General features: G+C 29.1%; 19 protein-coding genes. 1 reads left to right on the forward strand and 18 read right to left on the reverse strand.

Annotation, left to right across the window (positions count from 1 at the left end):
* Nucleotides 1-73: 73 nt before the first annotated feature.
* The 15 genes from KQI18_RS14450 to KQI18_RS06700 form a co-directional block, all read right to left on the reverse strand.
* A complete protein-coding gene (locus KQI18_RS14450) occupies nucleotides 74-739 on the reverse strand; it encodes a Crp/Fnr family transcriptional regulator (protein ID WP_216466995.1) in 666 nt (221 codons plus the stop codon).
* A gap of 154 nt (nucleotides 740-893) precedes the next feature.
* Nucleotides 894-1697, reverse strand: coding sequence for an ABC transporter permease subunit (locus KQI18_RS06635; RefSeq protein ID WP_216466996.1), 804 nt, complete (start codon nucleotides 1695-1697; stop codon nucleotides 894-896).
* Nucleotides 1690-2580, reverse strand: a complete 891-nt coding sequence (locus KQI18_RS06640; RefSeq protein ID WP_216466997.1) for an ABC transporter ATP-binding protein — start codon at nucleotides 2578-2580, stop codon at nucleotides 1690-1692. The genes KQI18_RS06635 and KQI18_RS06640 overlap by 8 nt, the downstream gene beginning before the upstream one ends.
* 111 nt (nucleotides 2581-2691) lie before the next feature.
* Nucleotides 2692-3147 carry a DUF3021 family protein gene (locus tag KQI18_RS06645; RefSeq protein ID WP_216466998.1) on the reverse strand — a complete coding sequence of 152 codons (456 nt, stop codon included), beginning with the start codon at nucleotides 3145-3147 and terminating at the stop codon, nucleotides 2692-2694.
* A 25-nt stretch (nucleotides 3148-3172) separates the two neighbouring features.
* Nucleotides 3173-3610 (reverse strand): LytTR family DNA-binding domain-containing protein, encoded by a 438-nt coding sequence (locus KQI18_RS06650; protein WP_216466999.1) that lies wholly within the window; start codon nucleotides 3608-3610, stop codon nucleotides 3173-3175.
* Between the two features lie 258 nt (nucleotides 3611-3868).
* Complete coding sequence (locus KQI18_RS06655; protein WP_216467000.1) at nucleotides 3869-4555, reverse strand: ABC transporter ATP-binding protein; 687 nt, start codon at nucleotides 4553-4555, stop codon at nucleotides 3869-3871.
* Complete coding sequence (locus KQI18_RS06660) at nucleotides 4556-5311, reverse strand: ABC transporter permease (RefSeq protein WP_216467001.1); 756 nt, start codon at nucleotides 5309-5311, stop codon at nucleotides 4556-4558. It abuts the gene before it with no gap.
* Nucleotides 5286-6287, reverse strand: a complete 1002-nt coding sequence (locus KQI18_RS06665) for an ABC transporter substrate-binding protein (RefSeq protein ID WP_216467002.1) — start codon at nucleotides 6285-6287, stop codon at nucleotides 5286-5288. The genes KQI18_RS06660 and KQI18_RS06665 overlap by 26 nt, the downstream gene beginning before the upstream one ends.
* Before the next feature lie 254 nt (nucleotides 6288-6541).
* Nucleotides 6542-7954, reverse strand: a complete 1413-nt coding sequence (locus KQI18_RS06670) for a sensor histidine kinase (protein ID WP_216467003.1) — start codon at nucleotides 7952-7954, stop codon at nucleotides 6542-6544.
* Nucleotides 7938-8618, reverse strand: coding sequence for a response regulator transcription factor (locus KQI18_RS06675; RefSeq protein ID WP_216467004.1), 681 nt, complete (start codon nucleotides 8616-8618; stop codon nucleotides 7938-7940). The genes KQI18_RS06670 and KQI18_RS06675 overlap by 17 nt, the downstream gene beginning before the upstream one ends.
* 137 nt (nucleotides 8619-8755) lie before the next feature.
* Complete coding sequence (locus tag KQI18_RS06680) at nucleotides 8756-9088, reverse strand: hypothetical protein (protein WP_216467005.1); 333 nt, start codon at nucleotides 9086-9088, stop codon at nucleotides 8756-8758.
* An 88-nt stretch (nucleotides 9089-9176) separates the two neighbouring features.
* On the reverse strand, nucleotides 9177-10082 hold the full coding sequence (locus KQI18_RS06685; protein ID WP_216467006.1) for a DUF2935 domain-containing protein: 906 nt from the start codon (nucleotides 10080-10082) through the stop codon (nucleotides 9177-9179).
* A gap of 143 nt (nucleotides 10083-10225) precedes the next feature.
* Nucleotides 10226-11134, reverse strand: coding sequence for a DUF2935 domain-containing protein (locus tag KQI18_RS06690; RefSeq protein ID WP_216467007.1), 909 nt, complete (start codon nucleotides 11132-11134; stop codon nucleotides 10226-10228).
* Between the two features lie 203 nt (nucleotides 11135-11337).
* The gene (locus KQI18_RS06695) at nucleotides 11338-12114 is read right to left on the reverse strand and encodes an SDR family NAD(P)-dependent oxidoreductase (protein WP_216467008.1); all 777 of its coding nucleotides are present in this window, start codon (nucleotides 12112-12114) and stop codon (nucleotides 11338-11340) included.
* Between the two features lie 214 nt (nucleotides 12115-12328).
* Entirely contained in the window at nucleotides 12329-13426 is a 1098-nt protein-coding gene (locus KQI18_RS06700; protein WP_216467009.1) for a VanZ family protein, read from the reverse strand.
* A gap of 286 nt (nucleotides 13427-13712) precedes the next feature.
* Here KQI18_RS06700 and KQI18_RS06705 point away from each other — a divergent pair, with 286 nt between their 5' ends.
* On the forward strand, nucleotides 13713-13931 hold the full coding sequence (locus tag KQI18_RS06705; RefSeq protein ID WP_216467010.1) for a (2Fe-2S)-binding protein: 219 nt from the start codon (nucleotides 13713-13715) through the stop codon (nucleotides 13929-13931).
* Nucleotides 13932-14137: 206 nt separating this feature from the next.
* On the opposite strand, the gene KQI18_RS06710 is transcribed toward KQI18_RS06705, so the two are convergent.
* From KQI18_RS06710 to KQI18_RS06720, 3 genes are all read right to left on the reverse strand, one after another.
* On the reverse strand, nucleotides 14138-16591 hold the full coding sequence (locus KQI18_RS06710) for a cell wall-binding repeat-containing protein (protein WP_216467011.1): 2454 nt from the start codon (nucleotides 16589-16591) through the stop codon (nucleotides 14138-14140).
* Nucleotides 16592-16839: 248 nt separating this feature from the next.
* Entirely contained in the window at nucleotides 16840-17607 is a 768-nt protein-coding gene (ygiD, locus tag KQI18_RS06715) for a 4,5-DOPA dioxygenase extradiol (RefSeq protein WP_216467012.1), read from the reverse strand.
* 258 nt (nucleotides 17608-17865) lie between these two features.
* Entirely contained in the window at nucleotides 17866-18897 is a 1032-nt protein-coding gene (locus KQI18_RS06720; RefSeq protein ID WP_216467013.1) for an XdhC family protein, read from the reverse strand.
* Between the last annotated feature and the right edge of the window lie 185 nt (nucleotides 18898-19082).

The following is a 19082-nucleotide window of genomic DNA, read 5'->3' on the forward strand; positions in this document are numbered from 1 at the left end:
AATTAAAAGTATAAAGCAAATTAGGAGGCTATTCTGTAACATATGTTACATGTTAAAAACTTTTTTAATTTTTTTATGAAATTTCAGCTAAACGTTCCATATCTATTATAACAATTACGTCTTTCTCAACTCTAATCAATCCGTCATTTTCCATGTTCATTAATTCCCTTGAGAGCGATGGACGAGTAGTTCCAATATAGTCCGCCAACTCCTCTCTATTAAATCCTAACTGTATCGTACCCGAATCTCTAGATTTTTGTAGTAAAAAGTTTGATAATTTTTGGCGGAGTGAAAAACTACCTAAAATTAAAACTTTTTGATTTAAATGATAAGCTTTTTCTGAAAGTATCTCTAGCATGTTGTATGTTATCTTTCTTAGTATTTCATTGCTTCCATTATTTGCATCAAAGAAGGACTTTGGAATAGCTAATACTTCTGATTTTTCTATTGCTATACAAGAATAGTCATAAGAGTGATGACTCAAATACAAATAAACTTCTCCAAAGATAGTTCCTTCTTCTCTAAATACATTCATAATTATCCGCTTTCCGTTAACATCGACTTTCTCTATTTGAACAGCTCCACTTATCAGTACATACATGTATTCTGGTATATCATCTCTTTCAAATATACACGAATCTTTTTTGTAATCAAATCTTTTAGACTCCGATAAATCAAGTGTAGTTTTTACTTCATCTTCTGTTAGGCCTTTAAAAAGTATGCAATTTATAAAACTCACTTAGCCTTTCCCCCTTATATTAAACTATGTTAAACAAAATCTCAATAATTAATAGTATACATTATTAACTGTGGTACTAACAAGCTTCACAAAACAATAAAACAAAGAGTAAAGTACTAATTCCCACTCTTTGTCTATTAATGTTATTGTATATTTAAATTGGTAAATTGCGTTTTTCAAAACACTTACAGCCGATTATATACATTATAACTCCTGCTATATATAAGCCACCCAACATCCAAAGTGCCTCGTTATCTCCAGCAACAATCTTTTCAGGTGAAAATAATGTGAAAAATGTTGCGTATTTTAGATTTTCAAATTTATCTCCTTGGTTTGCAACCATCTGAATAATATAACAAGCTATTGGTAGACCAATGCTAAGAGAATATGATATTCTTGTCTCATTACTTATACAAGAAACTAAAAAACCAAATCCACCAATTGCTATTTGTAATCCAAAAGCACCAACGCTTAAAAGTATATATTTTTGTATATTTAACTCATCTGGGAATGCATATTCGCTATACGTAATTCCTATTATCGTTACTAATGTAATAAGGAGTGCCGTGCATAAAATTGAAAATATTGCCTGCGTACATACTATCTTTCTTCGAGTATTTGGTGTAGCTAGTAAATAAGCCATTGATCCATTATCTACATACTTAGCAACTAATTTATTCGATAAAATTATAGAGAATATCATTGGAAACACTATCATGATAAATCCAAACAGATATGACGCCGCATAGCCAACTAAACTAGTAGCCCCTGCACCTTTCATCCCAACTGCTGCCATTATCCCAGGCATAGCTTTTTCAAAGTCTGCCAAAATATTTCCAAGATCTGGATCAAACATAGATAAAATAACTGTTGTATACATTGTAAGTACAGCTAAAAATATGATAAATATCTTCCATATAGACTTTAATTCCCTTTTAAACAATGGCATACTAATCATTTTCTACACCTCCATAATAGTGCATAAATAAATTCTCTAAACTTTGAGTTACTGGCTCTAAATTCAATATGGTATATTTTCCTAAAGCTTTTATAAAAGGCATTATATCTCCCTTTACACCTACAGTCACAACGTTTTCTTTGACTGATTCCACACCGTCTACTTCATTAGCAAAACTCTTTGCCATAATAGAGTTTTGCATAGTAACTATAAATCCTTTTCTCTTTGTTTCTTTTAAAGTTCCCATATCCTCGACAGCTACTAACTTACCTTCTTTAATAATAACTGCTCTGTCACAAGTTCTTTCAATTTCTTCAAACATATGTGAGGACATCAATATAGTCGTACCCTTTTCTTTTTCTAATCTTACAAGCTCTACGAATTTATTTTGCATTAGGGGGTCTAAGCCACTAGTAGGCTCATCCATAATTAGTATTTTAGGGTTTTGCATAAAAGCACATACAATTCCTATCTTTTGCTTCATACCTTTTGACATCTTTTTTATTTTTCCACTAGTATTGAGTTCAAAATAAGATATAAGCTCATATGCATGAGTTAAATCTTTTAAACCCTTCATATCCGCAATAAATTTTATAAATTGCATCCCCGTCATATCACCCATAAATGCAATTTCGCCTGGCAAATAACCTATATCTTTTTGAATTTTTGCTGTTTTATTTTTGCAGTCGAGTCCAAGAATACTACAACTTCCCTTATCTGGATGAGCAAATCCCATCAACTGACGAATTGTAGTAGTTTTCCCAGCACCATTTGGACCCAAAAAGCCTAGTACTTCTCCACTTCTCACCTTAAATGTTAGGTCGAATACACCTTTTCCTCCACCATAATCTACGGTTATATTGTCAACAACTATAACATCCATAAAAGTACCCCCCTTATAATTTACACATTACTACTTATAATCAAGAGACCTAGACTTAGAATCATTGCATAAAATTCTAATAATTGATCTTGTACTCGAATTTATTTTAATCTACTTTAATTTATTCTGATAAGATTTTAAATTATCATTAAGTTTTTTATTTTCTCTTTCGGAGTGCCATTTAACTGCTAGCCACATCATTGCAAACCCACCTATCATAAAAGTATAAAATACTACCTGACACCAAGTGGGATATGCTTCAAACCATCTAAATCCTATAGAAAAAGTAAATGTGACTATTGTTGAGAATATCATCCAAATAAAAGCTCGTTTTACTGTTATTTTTTCATATGACACAATAGCATGCTGACTAAACCCTATTAGAAAACAAGCTCCCATCATTTGTATTGCAGTAATAATATCTACAGTAACCTTTTGTGGTACTGCTAACCCTAAAAACAGATACAAAATCACAAATGCTAAGAAGTAAACTCCAGATGTAGTCTTCGACTCATAAATAAACAGATAATATCTTTGTATTAAATCTAAAGTTCTTTTATCTTTCATTTATAATCCTCCTATTTTACCATTATTATATGATTCCTAATTTACTTTTAAATTCCTGAATATAGTGCCTTGATACAATTAATTTTTCATCACTTTTTAGAGTTACCTCTATGCGCCTATTGGACATATTTTTCAGTTTTTTAATATATCTTAAGTTTACTGGCTGTGATTTTCCTATCCTAATATATCCCATATCTGAATATTTTGTTTCCAGATGAGCAAGTGAATCTTGTGAATAAAAAATATCATCTTTTGTATAAAGTATCGTTCTTCCATCTAAAGTCTCAGCATAGAAAATTTCATCTGGCATTAACATAAAAACTTCTCCATCTCGGTGTGCTAATAATTTTATAGTTCTTTCTTTCAAAAATGCTAATATTTCTAACATTTCATCGTCTAAGTGTGCACATTTTAAAATGATTTTGTTCTCTTCACAGGAAGTATGTTCAACTATAATTTTCATATATCCTCCTCGTAAAATACTAGTTCACAAATGCTTTATATTTTATATTAAATTTCATATACAAATATTAGATAAATTGAGTATACATTGAATATTTATTTAATACAACTAGTAGTTCTCTAAGGTGCCATATATTGATGCTAAGTTACCAATAAAAAATTATTCCAATTTATTCAGACAAATGATATTAAGTAAAAAGAGCTGATGCAACATAGATATACACTATGCTGTATCAGCTCTTATCAGTTACATAATTGGCTATATATTTTTTATTATATCTTCCTTTATATCTAATATTCTATTAGATATGTTGTCATTATTCTCGTATTGTTTCACAATTTTAACTGGATTTTGACCCAACACATATATAAATCCATCAAAGTAAACTGCTTCTTCAATATCATGTGTAACAAACAGTACAGTTCGTTTTTCTTTTGATATTATATCTTTAAAAGAGCTCATTATCTCCATTTTATTGATAATATCAATTGATTTAAATGGTTCATCCATTAATATAAGCTTTGACGGTTTAGCTAGTGCCCTAGCAATATTTACTCTTTGCCTTAGACCTCCACTAAGTTTTTGTGGGTAATAATTTCTGTAATCTACTATACCAACCATATCTAAATACTTACTACATACTTTTTTAAGGAAATTTTTATCATAATCATTTTTTAGTACAAATTCTAAGTTTTCTTCTACAGTAAGCCAATCTAATAGCCTATCCTCTTGAAAAATATAACTTATGGAGTTCAAGTCTACACCAAGGATTTCACCATCATTTTTCTTTTCCATCCCTGAAACAATTTTAAGAAGTGTAGTCTTTCCACAACCCGATTTTCCTACTATTGTATTTACTTTATTTTCTATAAAATCTATACTAAAGTCTTTATATACGTCTTTTTCTTCATAACTCTTATACAAATTTTTTATAATAATATCCATCTATGTCATCCACCTAAACATTGATTTTTTGCCTAAATTTTGAAGTAAACCAAGAAAAAACGAAATTAATGCAATTATAACAATCCAAGCAAAAATTGCTTCCGTATTGAAGTTCATTTTTTCATATTGTATAACTGTTCCTATTCCATACTTTGGCTGTCCGAATACTTCTCCAGCTATAACTACCTTAAAGGCTAATGAAAAAGATGATATAAACATACCTAATACTTGAAATTTAATAGCCGGAAAAAATATTTTTCTTATAATTTCTATTGTACTAACTTTATATACTTTTGCCATCTCAACTAAGTTTTTGTCAACACTATCTATAGAACTAGTAACTGCATCGAATAATAATGGAAACACTATAAACACTCCAACTATATAGGGTGCATTATTTTTATCAAACCATATTAAAGAAAGTACAACGAGTATCATGGTAGGAATAGAAGTAGCAAGCGCGTTTATAGGTCTTAATATATTTCTTATAATCATAGTAAATGATGAAGCTATTCCAGCTATTAACGCTAATATTAACGCAATCATGAAGCTTACTAATGTCCTATACATAGAATAATATATATTTAAAAAGAAATCATCCTGTACAATAATTTGACCTAAATTTTTTACGACAACTTCTACAGTTGGAAGATATATACTATTATCGATTATGATTGCTGCTATCTCCCAAATTGCAATTAAAAGCAGTGTCGCAATAAAAACTTGAGATCTATTTTTCCATGAAAATTCCTTCATCTGGTAAACTGCCTCCTAATGATTTTGGATTGCTGTCAAATAAATAATTGAAATATGTATTGTACTCTTTCTTTGTTTCATTAATGGGTATATACTTTAAATTTGCTCTTTCTATTGATTTTTCTATTATAGCCTTCTCTGTAGAAACTCCTATTTCTCCACAATAGTTTGCTAATTCACTTTTATTTGAGTTCGCCCAAACTACACTTTTGTTTACCTCTGTTAAAAATCCTTCCACAAATTCTTTGTTATCTTTTAGAAAACTCGATTTTACAATTACGGTTGCTTGAGGAAATCCAAATTTTGATTCGTTCAAATCTTTATATTCATCATTTAGACTTTTAAATATCTTTACATTTTCTTTTTTAGCCATCAATGCGCTAAGTGCTGGCTCTGGTACAACCGCCGTATTTGCTTTTCCTGAAACGATCATTGGAACTAGTTCACTAACTGCATTTACATAGTCCAAAGTTACATCATTACTAACATCGATACCTTTATCCTTTAAAATAGTTTGAGTTGTTATATCAGGTGTAAGACCTTTCCCAGTGTTTACTATAGTTTTTCCTTTTAGGTCATCGTAACTATTTAATTCCTCTGTTGAAATTAAATATAACGACCCAGACCCTGTAGTTCCTGCTATAGCATAATCTTTAGTCTTATTGTAAGCAATGGCAGCCATATTTGAAGGCACTATAGCAATATCCGCATCACCTTTCATTACTGTTGTTGATAGTTCATCTGGAGTTGCTTTTACACTGTAGTCAACTTTATAGTTTGGTTTGATTTCTGGCTTTTCTTTTATAAGTTTTGCTATTGATATTGTTGGAAGTCCATCAGGTGAAGCTACCGTTACAGTTTTAGTCTCTGCTTTAGGTTGCTCTTTAGTATTTCCTCGGTCATTTTTATTTGCACATCCAGTTAATACCCCTACAGCTAAAATGATACTTAATAATAATATTGATAACTTTTTCATCATTTTACCTCCTATAATTTAAATTTTTTAAGTTTTTATATTTTTCTAGATTTCTTATCTAAAGAATTTTTAACTTATAAATATAATTCTAAATATTTTTTCCAATATATGCAAATTATCTTGTAAGAATTCATACACTAAACTAATTGACGGGAATTAAAATTAATATGTTCATAATTTTAATTCCCGTTTGTTGAATATTATATATTTTTGGCATATTAAATTTTTTATAATTAAAAACTACATGTGTAATTCTATAATTTATCAATTTCAGGAATTACAACTACAAATTCACTGCCTTTACCTTCTACACTATTAACATATATACTTCCACCATGTAAATCCACAATTGACTTTACAATAGTAAGACCTACTCCGATACCACCAGTATCCTTGCTTCGAGATTCATCTATTCTATAAAATCTTTCAAAAATATAATTCATTTTGTCATTAGGTATTCCAATACCATCGTCCTTTATATGAATCTTTATATCATTATTATCCCTATATGCTCTTATATTTATATTTCCATACTCATTTGTATATCTAATAGCATTTGATAGTAAATTTAACACAACTTGAGTAATCTTTTCTTTGTCTAAATAAGTGGTGATATCTTCAATATCTGATGTTATGTTTATGTTTTTTTCTAAGGCACTCGCTTGATTATTGTAGATCGTATTTTTAATAATACCAGCTACGTCTACTTCACTTAATTCCAGTTTACTTTTCTCACTATCAAATTTGGCTAGATTTTTTAGTTCATTGACTAGATGTGTAAGCCTTATAACTTCTTCATTTACACTGTTTAATCTCTCATTGCTTGGCTCCCATATTCCATCTATCATTGCCTCGATATGTGTCTGTATATTTGTAAGTGGAGTCCTGAGTTCATGAGCGACATCTGTAGTTAGTCTCTTCCTCAAATTTTCCTGTTCATCTAACTTATATGCTAGTTCATTAATCGAAGAAATAAGCTTATCAATCTCAGATATATTGCTCTCATATTCTAACTTCTGCTTATATCCACCCTTTCCCATCTCATTTGCCATATTTGATACGATCTCTATTGGTCTTGAAATTTTATTTGCAATAAGAATAGCTATCATTATTGTAATTATTGTCATAACAATCCCTAATATTGCAATTATTTTATTTATCTCATTTAAAAAATTTACGTCATTGTCCATATAATACAGTGATCCATAAGATCCAACACTTGCGATTCCAATCGGTTTCTGACTTCCATCATATAGCTCATGTAATTCTACTGTATAATCACCATCCCAATTATTATGCATATTATTCATATTGTTCCTGATACTTCCCATGACTTCATGACATCTACTTCTATTGCTTTGCATTGCTCCCCAAACCAAATTTTTATCTTGGTCGTATACTTCAACAAATATACCTTTACTGATCGCAATATCTCCCATTTTTTTAATACTCATTACATCCCATTTATTGTCTTTATATCCGGATTCTATAGAATTTAGCATTACAGAGACTTCTTTATCGTAATTTTTAGTTATATAATCTCCGAATTTCTTTTGAAAAACCTTATTTATAGATACCCCTATCGCTACCACAACTAATAATATTACTGAAACTAAAGTTATTATTAATCTTTTGTTTAAACTTGTCTTCTTACTCCTGTAGTCCAAATTTATAACCTACCCCATATACAGTTTGTATAATTTTTGATTTTTTCGTATCTTTTTCAATTTTTTGTCGTAAGTTTTTAATATGGGCATCTATTATCCTATCAAGCTTTTCGTAGTGTTCATCAATGGTAAGCTCAAGCAGTAGCTCTCGATCAAATATTCTTTTTGGATTTTTAGCTAAAAGCAATAATATCTTATATTCAGTATTTGTAAGAGTAACAATTTCACCTCTTACTTTCACTTCATGGGACGTAGTATTTATTTCTAACTCGTCTTCAAATATTAATGTATTTTTATGTGAGTTATCAATTTTTCTTAAAACAGCTTTAACTCTTAGGACAAGTTCCTTCACATTAAATGGTTTACATACATAATCATCACAACCAGTGTAGAACCCTTCAATTTTATCTTCATCCTCTATTTTTGCTGTAAGCATAATTATATGAACATTAGATGTTTCTCTTATTTTTTTACAAATCTCCTCTCCAGTTATATCAGGCAACATTCTATCTAAAATCACAATATCAATTTCATTTTTATAAAAATAATCAATCGCTTGTGATCCGTTATTCGCTACTATGCAATTATATCCTTCTTTATCTAGATAGGCCTTTACGACCTCAGTTATTTTAGCTTCATCATCTACTATAAGTACATTAAACATTCTTCTCCCTCGACTTTCTATATAGGATTCTTAAATCAAATATATCATATAATTGTTGATACTTTATGAATTTTTTATTAAATTTTAAAATAAAAAACACCTACATATGTAGGTGTTCATAAAAAATTTTAATAAATCTAACGACGACAATTTCCTGCTCCATTACAGTCGCCCCTGTAGTTTCCGTTATTGTTATTATATCTTTGATTATTTCTATATTGATATTGATTTTTGTTATTTTGCCCATTTGTATATTGGTTACTATCCAATGTTTCTATTTTATCTGCTTTCTGATACAGAGTTTCAAATTGTGCATTATTTTGAGCGTTATCTTGGTCAGCACTAATTGTTGCCACATTGTTATTGTATATTTGGTCACTTACTGATGTATTATCATTTGCAAAAACATTCATACCGAAAGCTCCTAATACTAATCCTAATCCTAATGTACCTATTAATGATTTTTTCACTTAAAACACTCCCTTAATTTAATTCTTAATTTAATATTAATCAACTTTTATGAATAAATTATGAATGGTACGGGAGTTTTATCCTAACTTATTTTGTCTCGTTTAAAAGTCTTATATAGTGATTAGCTTCACGTAAAACATGGTCTGCTAAAAGTGGTAGTATAATAGATCTAATTTTACATTCTGCTATACCTTCGGTTCCAGCAGCTTTAAAATCTCTATATTTTATAGTTTCAGTCAGTGTTTGATTCGTAACACTTGGTAAAGTAGCTTCATTAGCAGCTCTAGCGCTATTTAACAAATCATTATATTGTTTAGCATAATCATTGGCGGTGTTTATTAAATCATTTTCTGTTGGATCAAGCAATCCTCTTATAAACATTGCATGTTCCATCATTATCTGATCCCAGAAAAGCTCCATTTCCTTAACATCAGCGTTGATCTCTTCTCTGTTTTCTATGTTCATTAAAAGTGTATTATACATTTGAGCTTCACGTAAGATATGGTCTATTAATAAAGGATAGTTCATTGTAAATATATTACAAGATAAGACGTTATTTAATATCATAATCTTAAAATTAATTAAACCATCTAATAGCATTCTTGCATTAGAGTTAAGCACCATTACACTTTGCATTAGTTCAGGTGTAATATTTGGATTATTACCACTTTGTAACTGAGATTCCCTGATGGTAATATTTTTATTAATCGGTATGCCTGTAAAATTCTCTGTTTTTTGTTCACTGCCTAGTGTAAAATCAGTAATTATTTCCCCAGAAGACAGAGCATCTCTACTAATAATTCCGTTACTTAACTGAACTGTATATTCCAACAATCTTTCAAATTGTTGTCTATAATTATCAGCTATATCAGAATAGTCTTTATTTTTAGGTGTAAATCCAGCTTCTAAAAAAAGTGAGTGTTCTTTCATTATTCGTCCAAAATATAAATGCAGTTCAAGGGATAAAATAACATAATTTTGATCATTAATCATTGTAAATCTCCTTTCTTTGTCTTAAGAAAATATATGCCTATAAAGTTATTACTATTACACTCAAAATTAAAATAATGGTGATATCGTAGGATATCACCATTATTTTAATTTTTATATATATATAAAATCAAGTAATTTTAATATTAATCCATAATTTTTAAAATTCTGATATAGTTGTTGGCTTCTCTTAATACATGATCTGCAAGTAGAGGCTGAATTATTGAACGAATTTTACATTCATTAATTCCTTTAACTCCTGATTCCTTGAAATCTCTAAATTTTACAGTTTCATCTAATGTTTCACCAGTTATACTATTTATCAATGTATTAGCAGCTTGATCTAATCTATTTATTATTTCACTGTAAACTCTGGCAAAATCATTTGCGGAATTAATTAATTTGATTTCTGTTGGGTCTAACATTCCTCTTATAAAAAGCGCATGTTCCATCATTATCTTATCCCAAAACCTTTCAGTTTTCTTTACATCAGGGTTTTCTATATCTTCTCCATTTTCTAACATCATAAGTTGATCACTGTACATTTGAGATTCATGCAATAAATGTTGAAGCATAAGTGGATAATTTGATGTTGTTATATTGCAAGAAAGAACTTGATTTAACACCATAGATTTAAAATTTATAAAAGACTCAACCAGCATTCTAGCATTAGTATTTAATTGTTTAATATTTTGATAAAAATTTGGAGTGATATTAGGGTTTGTACTACTATGTAACTGAGCTTCCATCAACGTAATATTTTTATTAATAGTTATTCCTGTGAAATTTTCTGTTTTTTGCTCACTTCCAAGTGTATATTCCGTAATTATTTCTCCTGATGTAAGTACATCGCTTCTTACAACACCATTTCCAAACCTAACTACTTGGTCTAACAATCCTTCAAATTGTTGTTTAAAGTGATCTGCCATCTGTGACATATCAAAATCTTTTGGAGTAAAGCTTGCCTCTAAAAAGATCGCATGTTCTTTCATTATACGCGCAAAAAATAGATGTAATTCAAGAGATAAAATAACATATCTTTCTTCACTTACCATTGTTAATCTCCTTTCTGTTTCTTAAGATTATATATGATTTTGTTTGTATAACTATGACTAAAGACTTTATATTGTAATAAAGAAGAAGTGTTATATTTTATCTTCAAAATAAAATACCCAAAGATCCTTTAGACTCTGTGGGTATTTTATAATTTCTTCTATAAATAAATTTAGGCTATAAACAATTTTTTTCCTTACAATCCCTAAACTATTGAGAATCCACCATCAACTAGTAGATACTGACCACTAACATATGAAGCACCTTCGGAAGCGAAGAATAAAAGTGGTCCGTTTAGTTCTCCTCTAGATGCTGGTCTTCCTGCTGGGCAAAGTGCATTGTACATATTTAAGAAGTCTTGAGCCTTAAATAATGTATTGGCTGTCATTTCTGATTCGAATAATCCAGGACAAACAGCATTTACTGTAATACCGTATTGTGTATACGAAGCTGCCATTCCTTTTGTTAATCCAATTACTCCCGCTTTAGTTGTATTATATGAATGTCTCCATAATGCTTCTGGCTTATCTGCTAAGATCGCATTAATTGAGGCTGTATTTATTATTCTTCCATACTTATTTTCTTTCATTACTGGAATTACATATTTACTCATGTGTATTATCCCTTTAAGGTTGACATTTATGGCCTTATCCCAATCCTCATCACTTAGAGTCTCTACGCTTCCTCCAACTGCTACTCCCGCATTATTAAAAAGTATATCTATTTTTCCGTAATGATCAACGATTGTTTCTACTGCATTTTTTACACTTTCTTCATCCGATACGTCACATTGAACTGCAAAAACTTTTCCAACGCCCTTTGCATTTATTTCATCTGCTAGTTCATCTAATCTATCTTTTCTACGAGCTAAAATTGCTACACTTGCTCCATGTTCGGCAAACGCTCTTGCTGCATCTGCTCCTAAACCACTTGATGCTCCGGCTATTACTGCTACTCTATCTTTAAAATCGAATAAACTCATTCAAATCACCTTCCAAATAATATTTATTGTGTTGCTTTATATATACCCTTATTATTTAGATTTAACATATTTTATAATAAATATCATAATCAAATTTTTGTCAATTTACTTTAAAGACTAAAACTGACAATATATTATTAGAAATTGATCGTTACCACTTATACACTTCTTTTAGTTTATTTTTAAATAAAAAAAGACTAGGTGATAACCTAGTCTAGCTATTTTTTCTCTTTATATTTACATTTTTAGTTCCACTATATTTCTCATAAAAAAGTGTCTTATTTTTTTTAAATACACAATATGAAAAATTAATAAATATAAATAAGTTATATGCAAGTAGTATAATAAAAATTACTATTATATAATTCTTGTAAAAATATTGATTTAAGTCTTGTATTTTTAAAAGTAGTTTATTAATTCCAAATACTCCATAGTAAAGTATCCCATATCTAATAAATAGTTCTCTAAACGTTATTTTATCATTTTTACCTTTTACCTTAATTCCAACTAATAATTTTCCTATTGTTTTACCATTAGTTAAGTAAGCTATTAAAATAAAATAAATAAAAACAGTAATTATTTGAATCGAAATATGTGTCTTTATATTAGGAATAAATCCAAGAATAGCCCAATCTATGAAATAAGCAAAGAATCTTTTAATATAGCCCACTTCAAGATTTTCAATATCTATTTCACCATCTAAATTATCAGTTTTAGGAAGAACATAACTGAATAATGGGGCTATTGAATAACCAATAAATCCACCCAATGTATTTAACATTAAATCATCTACATCAAATATTCTGTAAGGGGCATTATAAATTCCGTATAGCCCTGTTAATTGTGTCAACTCAAAGAATAGTGATACTAAAAATGTAATAATAAGAGTCTGTTTTAGACTTCTCTTAAAATAATATTTTAAAAAAATTCCAAGTGGTAACAATATAATCGCATTAAAAGCAGCTTGTAAAAAAGCTCTTTCTTTTAATATATAAATAAATGTTGATGGTTTATTAAATTTCAATGAAGTTTCACTAAGAAAATCACTAATAAATTTGAATGGTACTAATTGTACATGTTGTGTTCCAGGTGATTGTAAACTCAGTACATCTCTTGTATTAGGCAATGGAAGTATAACTAGATAATAAGCAGTCAATAAAAATAGTAAAAACGAATACAAAATTAAAACTCTAAACTTATTAATATAACCGTATTTTCTATATTGAAATATTGCAAACGGTAATGTGAATAGTATCGCTAAAAAAGGAAATGTTATAAATGCTATCTTTATTGGAAAAATATAACCGTCCATACTTAACCTCCTTTGTATAATTATTATTTGTATTGTATTATATCACATTCCTTAATTTTATTAAGTTAAATCACATTATATTACGAAAATGTAAGGTTATAAATAGCATATTATCTATATTTTCTAAATTTTAAACATAAAATCTATATTTATAATTTGTAGACTTAAGATATATTTTTTATATACTGATAAGCGAAATACTTTGACATCAATAGATATAATTTATATTATAAAAACATAAACATTTATATATAAACCATAATCTAAATCTAAGGAAGTGTATAAATTGCATAATGAAGATTGTAATGAAAAAGTCTGTTACTGCAATAATGTTACAAGAGAAAATATATTTAAAGCAATGCAAAATGGAGCTGATACTGTAGAAGATGTAATTAAGGAAACTGGAGCTATGCTTAATAGCAACTGCGCTGTTAATAATCCTAAAAAAACTTGTTGCTATAAAGATATAGTGAAGGTTTTTAATGATTTAAAAGGGAATGTTTAATATAGTATAAATACTTATTTAAATAGATGAAGATACCTCGACTTTAAATTTACAATAGTTGTATTTATCAACATCCCCATTTTTTAGTTATTTTTTAACAGATGTAAGCTGATTGTAAAAACTAGCCTTGCTTTAAAGAAATAATATTGATGTAACAAAATAAAAAAGTTGTCTCAAAGTTAACTTTGAGACAACTTTTTATTTATCTACTTACTTCCTTTAGCAATATTGCCTTGTGAAAGTCTTTGTGATATTTTTACTGCTGTTTCATATCTATCCTGCCCGAATACTCTCTCCTTACGGTTTACACCTAATTTATTTTCTATATCTTGTGAAACTGAGTTATATCCTCCGCCTATTAGTATATTTTTGATAGACCATTCTTTTATCTTTTCGTCTGTTACATGATTTAAATGTTCTGGCTCAGTAAGCATTATCGGAGATTTAAAATTAGTAGCTAAACTATTTATTGTGATACCATCTGGGAAGTTTGTGCCATCTACTAGTATCATATCATCATCGTTTCCTGTTAACTCCCTTACTTCCGATCCAATAAGTCCAGCAGTTTCATATCTATCTTCCCCTCCAAATCTACTTACTTTACTTATTCCTAGGTTATTTTCTATATCTCTTGATACAGAGTTATATCCACCACCTATAATTACATCGTTTACTCCCCAGGATTTTAAAGTATCTTGAGTCGTATTATTAAGTGTTTTTGGTTCAGTTAAAAGTATTGGAACCCTTTTTTGTGACGCTAAACTTGAGATTGCTATTACATCTGGGAAGTTTGTTCCATCTACTAGCATAGCCCCAGTCTTATTTCCTGTCTTTCTAACTTCAGCTCCTATTTTTGAAGCAGTTTCGTATCTATCAGTCCCTGCTATCCTTGTAACATTGTAGCTTTTCAACTGTTCAACTACTTTTTGTGATACCGAATCTACTCCTCCTGAGATTATTATATATTCTGCACTTAGTCTTTTTAATTCTGCTAAAGTCTTATCGTCTACTTTGTCTTTTTGAGTAAGCAGTATAGGAGCATTCTTTTCGTTTCCTAGTACTGTTGCTGTAAGTACATCTGTATATTTCTCTCCACTTGCTAATATAACAGTTTTAGATGGTACCGGTGGATTTACTGGTGGGTCTACTGTTCCACCGCCTCCGCCACCTGTTTGTTTTTTCCACTTAGCATATAATATAAGATTATCATTTACATCTGTTTTAAAATCAAATGGAGATGTTGTTTCTTTATCTGTATACCATCCCTCTAGTGTATATGCTGATCTAGTCATTTTGACTGGTATTACTTTATTTAAAGGCTCTACATTGACAACTTCTTTAGGACCATTTTCATAGTTACTATCGAAAGTGATCTTATTCCCAATCGGAACTATTATAGGTAGATAAGATATTTGTTTACCATCTTCCGTTGTACCATTAAATCCAAAGACTATCCCTAAAGTTTTATCCTCCCATTTACCAGTTACATAATTATAAGCATTTATTTCTTTTCTCTCATTTAGCTTAAGAGATACAGAAAGACCATTATCAGTAAATTTGTAATTATAAATGTTAAATGATCCCAAATAATTTTGCATTGTAGTAAAATTTGTAATACTACCCTTTCCAAAATTAAATGTATGATCTAAATCAATTACTTTTAAATTCTCTCCATTTTCAGCTATATTTTCAAAGTACTGTGTATTAAACCTATACTTCATATAACTAGCCCCTTTGAAGTAATCCTTATCAATTATAGGAGAAAAGTCTGTTACATAAGTAGCATTAATGTTTAAGTTAGTTAGATTTTGAAGCTTGGAAATTGATTCCACACTTTCAAGTGGAGAATCTGTTATCGATAATCTTGTTAATTTTGCAAGAGAAGTAATCCATTCAAAATTTCTATCGTCAACATCAGCTAAATAAGATAATTCCAGCTCTTTTAAGTTTACAGCTTTAGACAGACCAGATAATGAAAAGTTAGTTCTTAAAGAATAAGAATACGGGCTATTTTCTTGAAATCCATTTATATTAAACTTAAATGACTTTAAATTATTTAAATTTGCTATAGGCCCTAAATCAACTTTATTAGAAATAGGTATTATTTTTTTATCTTCTATCTGCCGTCCATTTATACCTATATTAAGTACGGCCGTTGTTGCATCTTCTCCGTCAAAAAAACTTGAATTAATATTAAGATCTTCTAGTGATGCCATTTTTGAAATGTTTTCAATTCCATCTGTTGGTATAATAGTGCGAAGAAACCTAATATTTTTTACATTTTTCAAATATTCTAGTCCTTCCAAAGATTCAAATTGAATATAAGATTCTAAAGGATTTATATTTGGATAAATATTTTGATTCCATGAAAAATCTAATGAAATTGTTAAATTTTCTAGCTCCTCTAGACTAGCAGAATATGTTTTTAGATCTTCACCTTTTTTTCCGAGTTTAGAATTTATTATCATTCTAAGCTGCAAATCAGGAATCAAATATTCTGATTCAACTTTAGAAGTTTGATTAGTCTGTGAAATATTATTCTCTACAGAACTTTCTAAACTATCCAATGAATAAACTGAGCAAATGCTACTAAAAAATAAAGCATTTATAAGTAATAATACGAAAAATTTCTTTTTAAATTTTTTAAAAATAAAAACCATACTATTGACACCCCTTTTTTTATAATAATAAAAATTTACACAATTAATTTTTACTTATATACGAATATATAATAAAAAGATTTAATTTATGTTGTAAATGTTGTGAAATAGCATTTTTTTGTAGTAAAAATTTTAATTTCAAAAATAATATAATTTTTGTCGTATTTTTTATGATTATAGCTGTATAGTCTTCGTGATTTTTATGCAAACAAAAAGTCCCTTATTTAAAAAGGACTCAAAAACTTATTTTATTTAAATAAATAACTAGTCATAGACAAGCTCCCAGATAAACAACCTTCATTAAATACCTCAATTTCATCATTATCATCACAAGCTCCTAAAGTATATAATAGCGGATAAAAATGATCTGGCGTAGGAACAGCTAGTTCTGCTAGTTCATGATTTTCATAGTTTACTACATTTTCAAACTCTCTATTTAAAATAGATTCCTTTATATATGAATCAAACTCTTCTGCCCAAGTGAACCCGTCATCGATATAACTAATTTTACCTAAATTATGGACTACATCTCCACTTGCAAGTATTAGTACTCCTTGGTTTCTAAGTTCTTTTAAATATTTGCCAATTTCAAAATGCTCTCTACTGTTGACATATCCATCTATACTTAATTGGTATACTGGTATATTGGCACCAGGGTACATTCTAACAAGCACTGACCATGTACCGTGATCTAGCCCCCAGGAATTGTCTATTATAACAGGATTTTTAATTAACTCAATAGTTTTCTGCGCATATTCAGCTGAACCTCTAGCTGGATACACTACCTCGTAAAGATTTTTAGGAAAACCATACATATCATAAATCATCTTAGGGTACTCTTCATCTTGAATCCTTGTACCTTTGGTATACCAATGTGCAGAAATAGCAAGTATTGCTTTAGGTCTCGGTAATTTTTTTGCTACTTCTCTCCACCCTCTTGTGTACTTATTGTCTTCAATTGCATTCATCGGTGATCCATGTCCAACAAATATCATTGGCATTTTTTCTTGATTCATCTATCTCATTCCTTCCAATAAAATTATTTCTAAATGTTTAAATGTTCTTATAACTTACTCTATAATTGCTTATTTATTGATTAATTTATTAGTCTATTAACTTTAAAATAAATACCCCAATCATGCTGTGTCAAAACAACTTGATTAGGGTATTTATTTATATTTCATAACTTTTTATCTTTTTATATTCTTTATTATCCTTTATTGAAAATATTACAAATAATGTAATTAAATAATAATATTATTCTGTGTTTTAATTTACATCTTAACAGGATCTATAAAAACTTCTATAAATCCACCACAAACCATTCCTTCATCTTCATAAGAGTTCCCAGTCATATCGACCTCTTTTATTAAGCTCTTTTGTTTTTTTATAGAACTTATTGCATCGTTAAATACCTCTGCTTCTGCACAGCCTCCACCGATACTACCAAGGAACGTTCCATCTTCAAAGACTAACATCTTAGAACCAACATTTCTAGGTGCCGATCCTCTTCTGCTAATAATAGTAATCATTGCCATTTTCATCTTAATTTTATCTTCAGTCAATATTGCGCTCAATAATTCTTTGTTTATTCCGCTGTTACTGTTCCCCTTACTTTTAACTTGAATAATTTCTGCCATAATCGAAATTGAGATTTCCTCTGGAGTCTCAGCTCCTATTTTTAGACCAATTGGTGAATAAATATTATCTAGTTCCTCTTTTGTAAATCCTTGTTCGATAACTAATTCTTTAACTTTTTTTACTCTCAATTTGCTTCCTATCATACCAATATATGAATTCGGTCTTCTGAGAACTTTTGTTAAGCAGTCTTGATCGTATCTATGACCTCGTGTAACTATTACATAATAGTTGTTAACATTATCCTCGACACTGTCCAATGCAGACATAAAATTATTACATATCACATTATCCGCATCTGTATTTTTTAACACATTATTTGTAAACTTAGATCTATCATCTATAACGGTAACATTAAATCCAACCATTTTACCTACTTTTATTAGTGGAATAGAAATATGACCCGCACCACAAATTATAAGATTGTTTTGACCGTTTGTAATCTCACAAAATACTCTACATCCATCAATATCAAAGCTCTGTGCTTTTTTTATATCTTTAATATTTTCCTCTAGCTTACTCCATATTTCTAAATCTTTACTTTTATACTTATATTGTCCGTCACTCCATAGAGCCTTTTCTCCTTCAAAATCTCCATTTAGAATTACAGCATTTATTACAACTTTATTTTTATCTATATCTCTAACCTGTCTATAATACTCTAACAATTTAACGCCTCCCTATCCAATATAAACTATTCTTTTATGTTTAACACAATTTAGTACAATTATAATACTTTTAAGATAACACTATCGACCAAATATGACAATCATTTTAGAATATTATTTTAAAATAAAGAAAGTATATTTCTATATTTCTAGATTTTTGATCACTTCCAGATTATGGTGTACAC

This window comes from Metaclostridioides mangenotii, from assembly GCF_018917235.1.
Classification (GTDB): Bacteria; Bacillota; Clostridia; order Peptostreptococcales; family Peptostreptococcaceae; genus Metaclostridioides.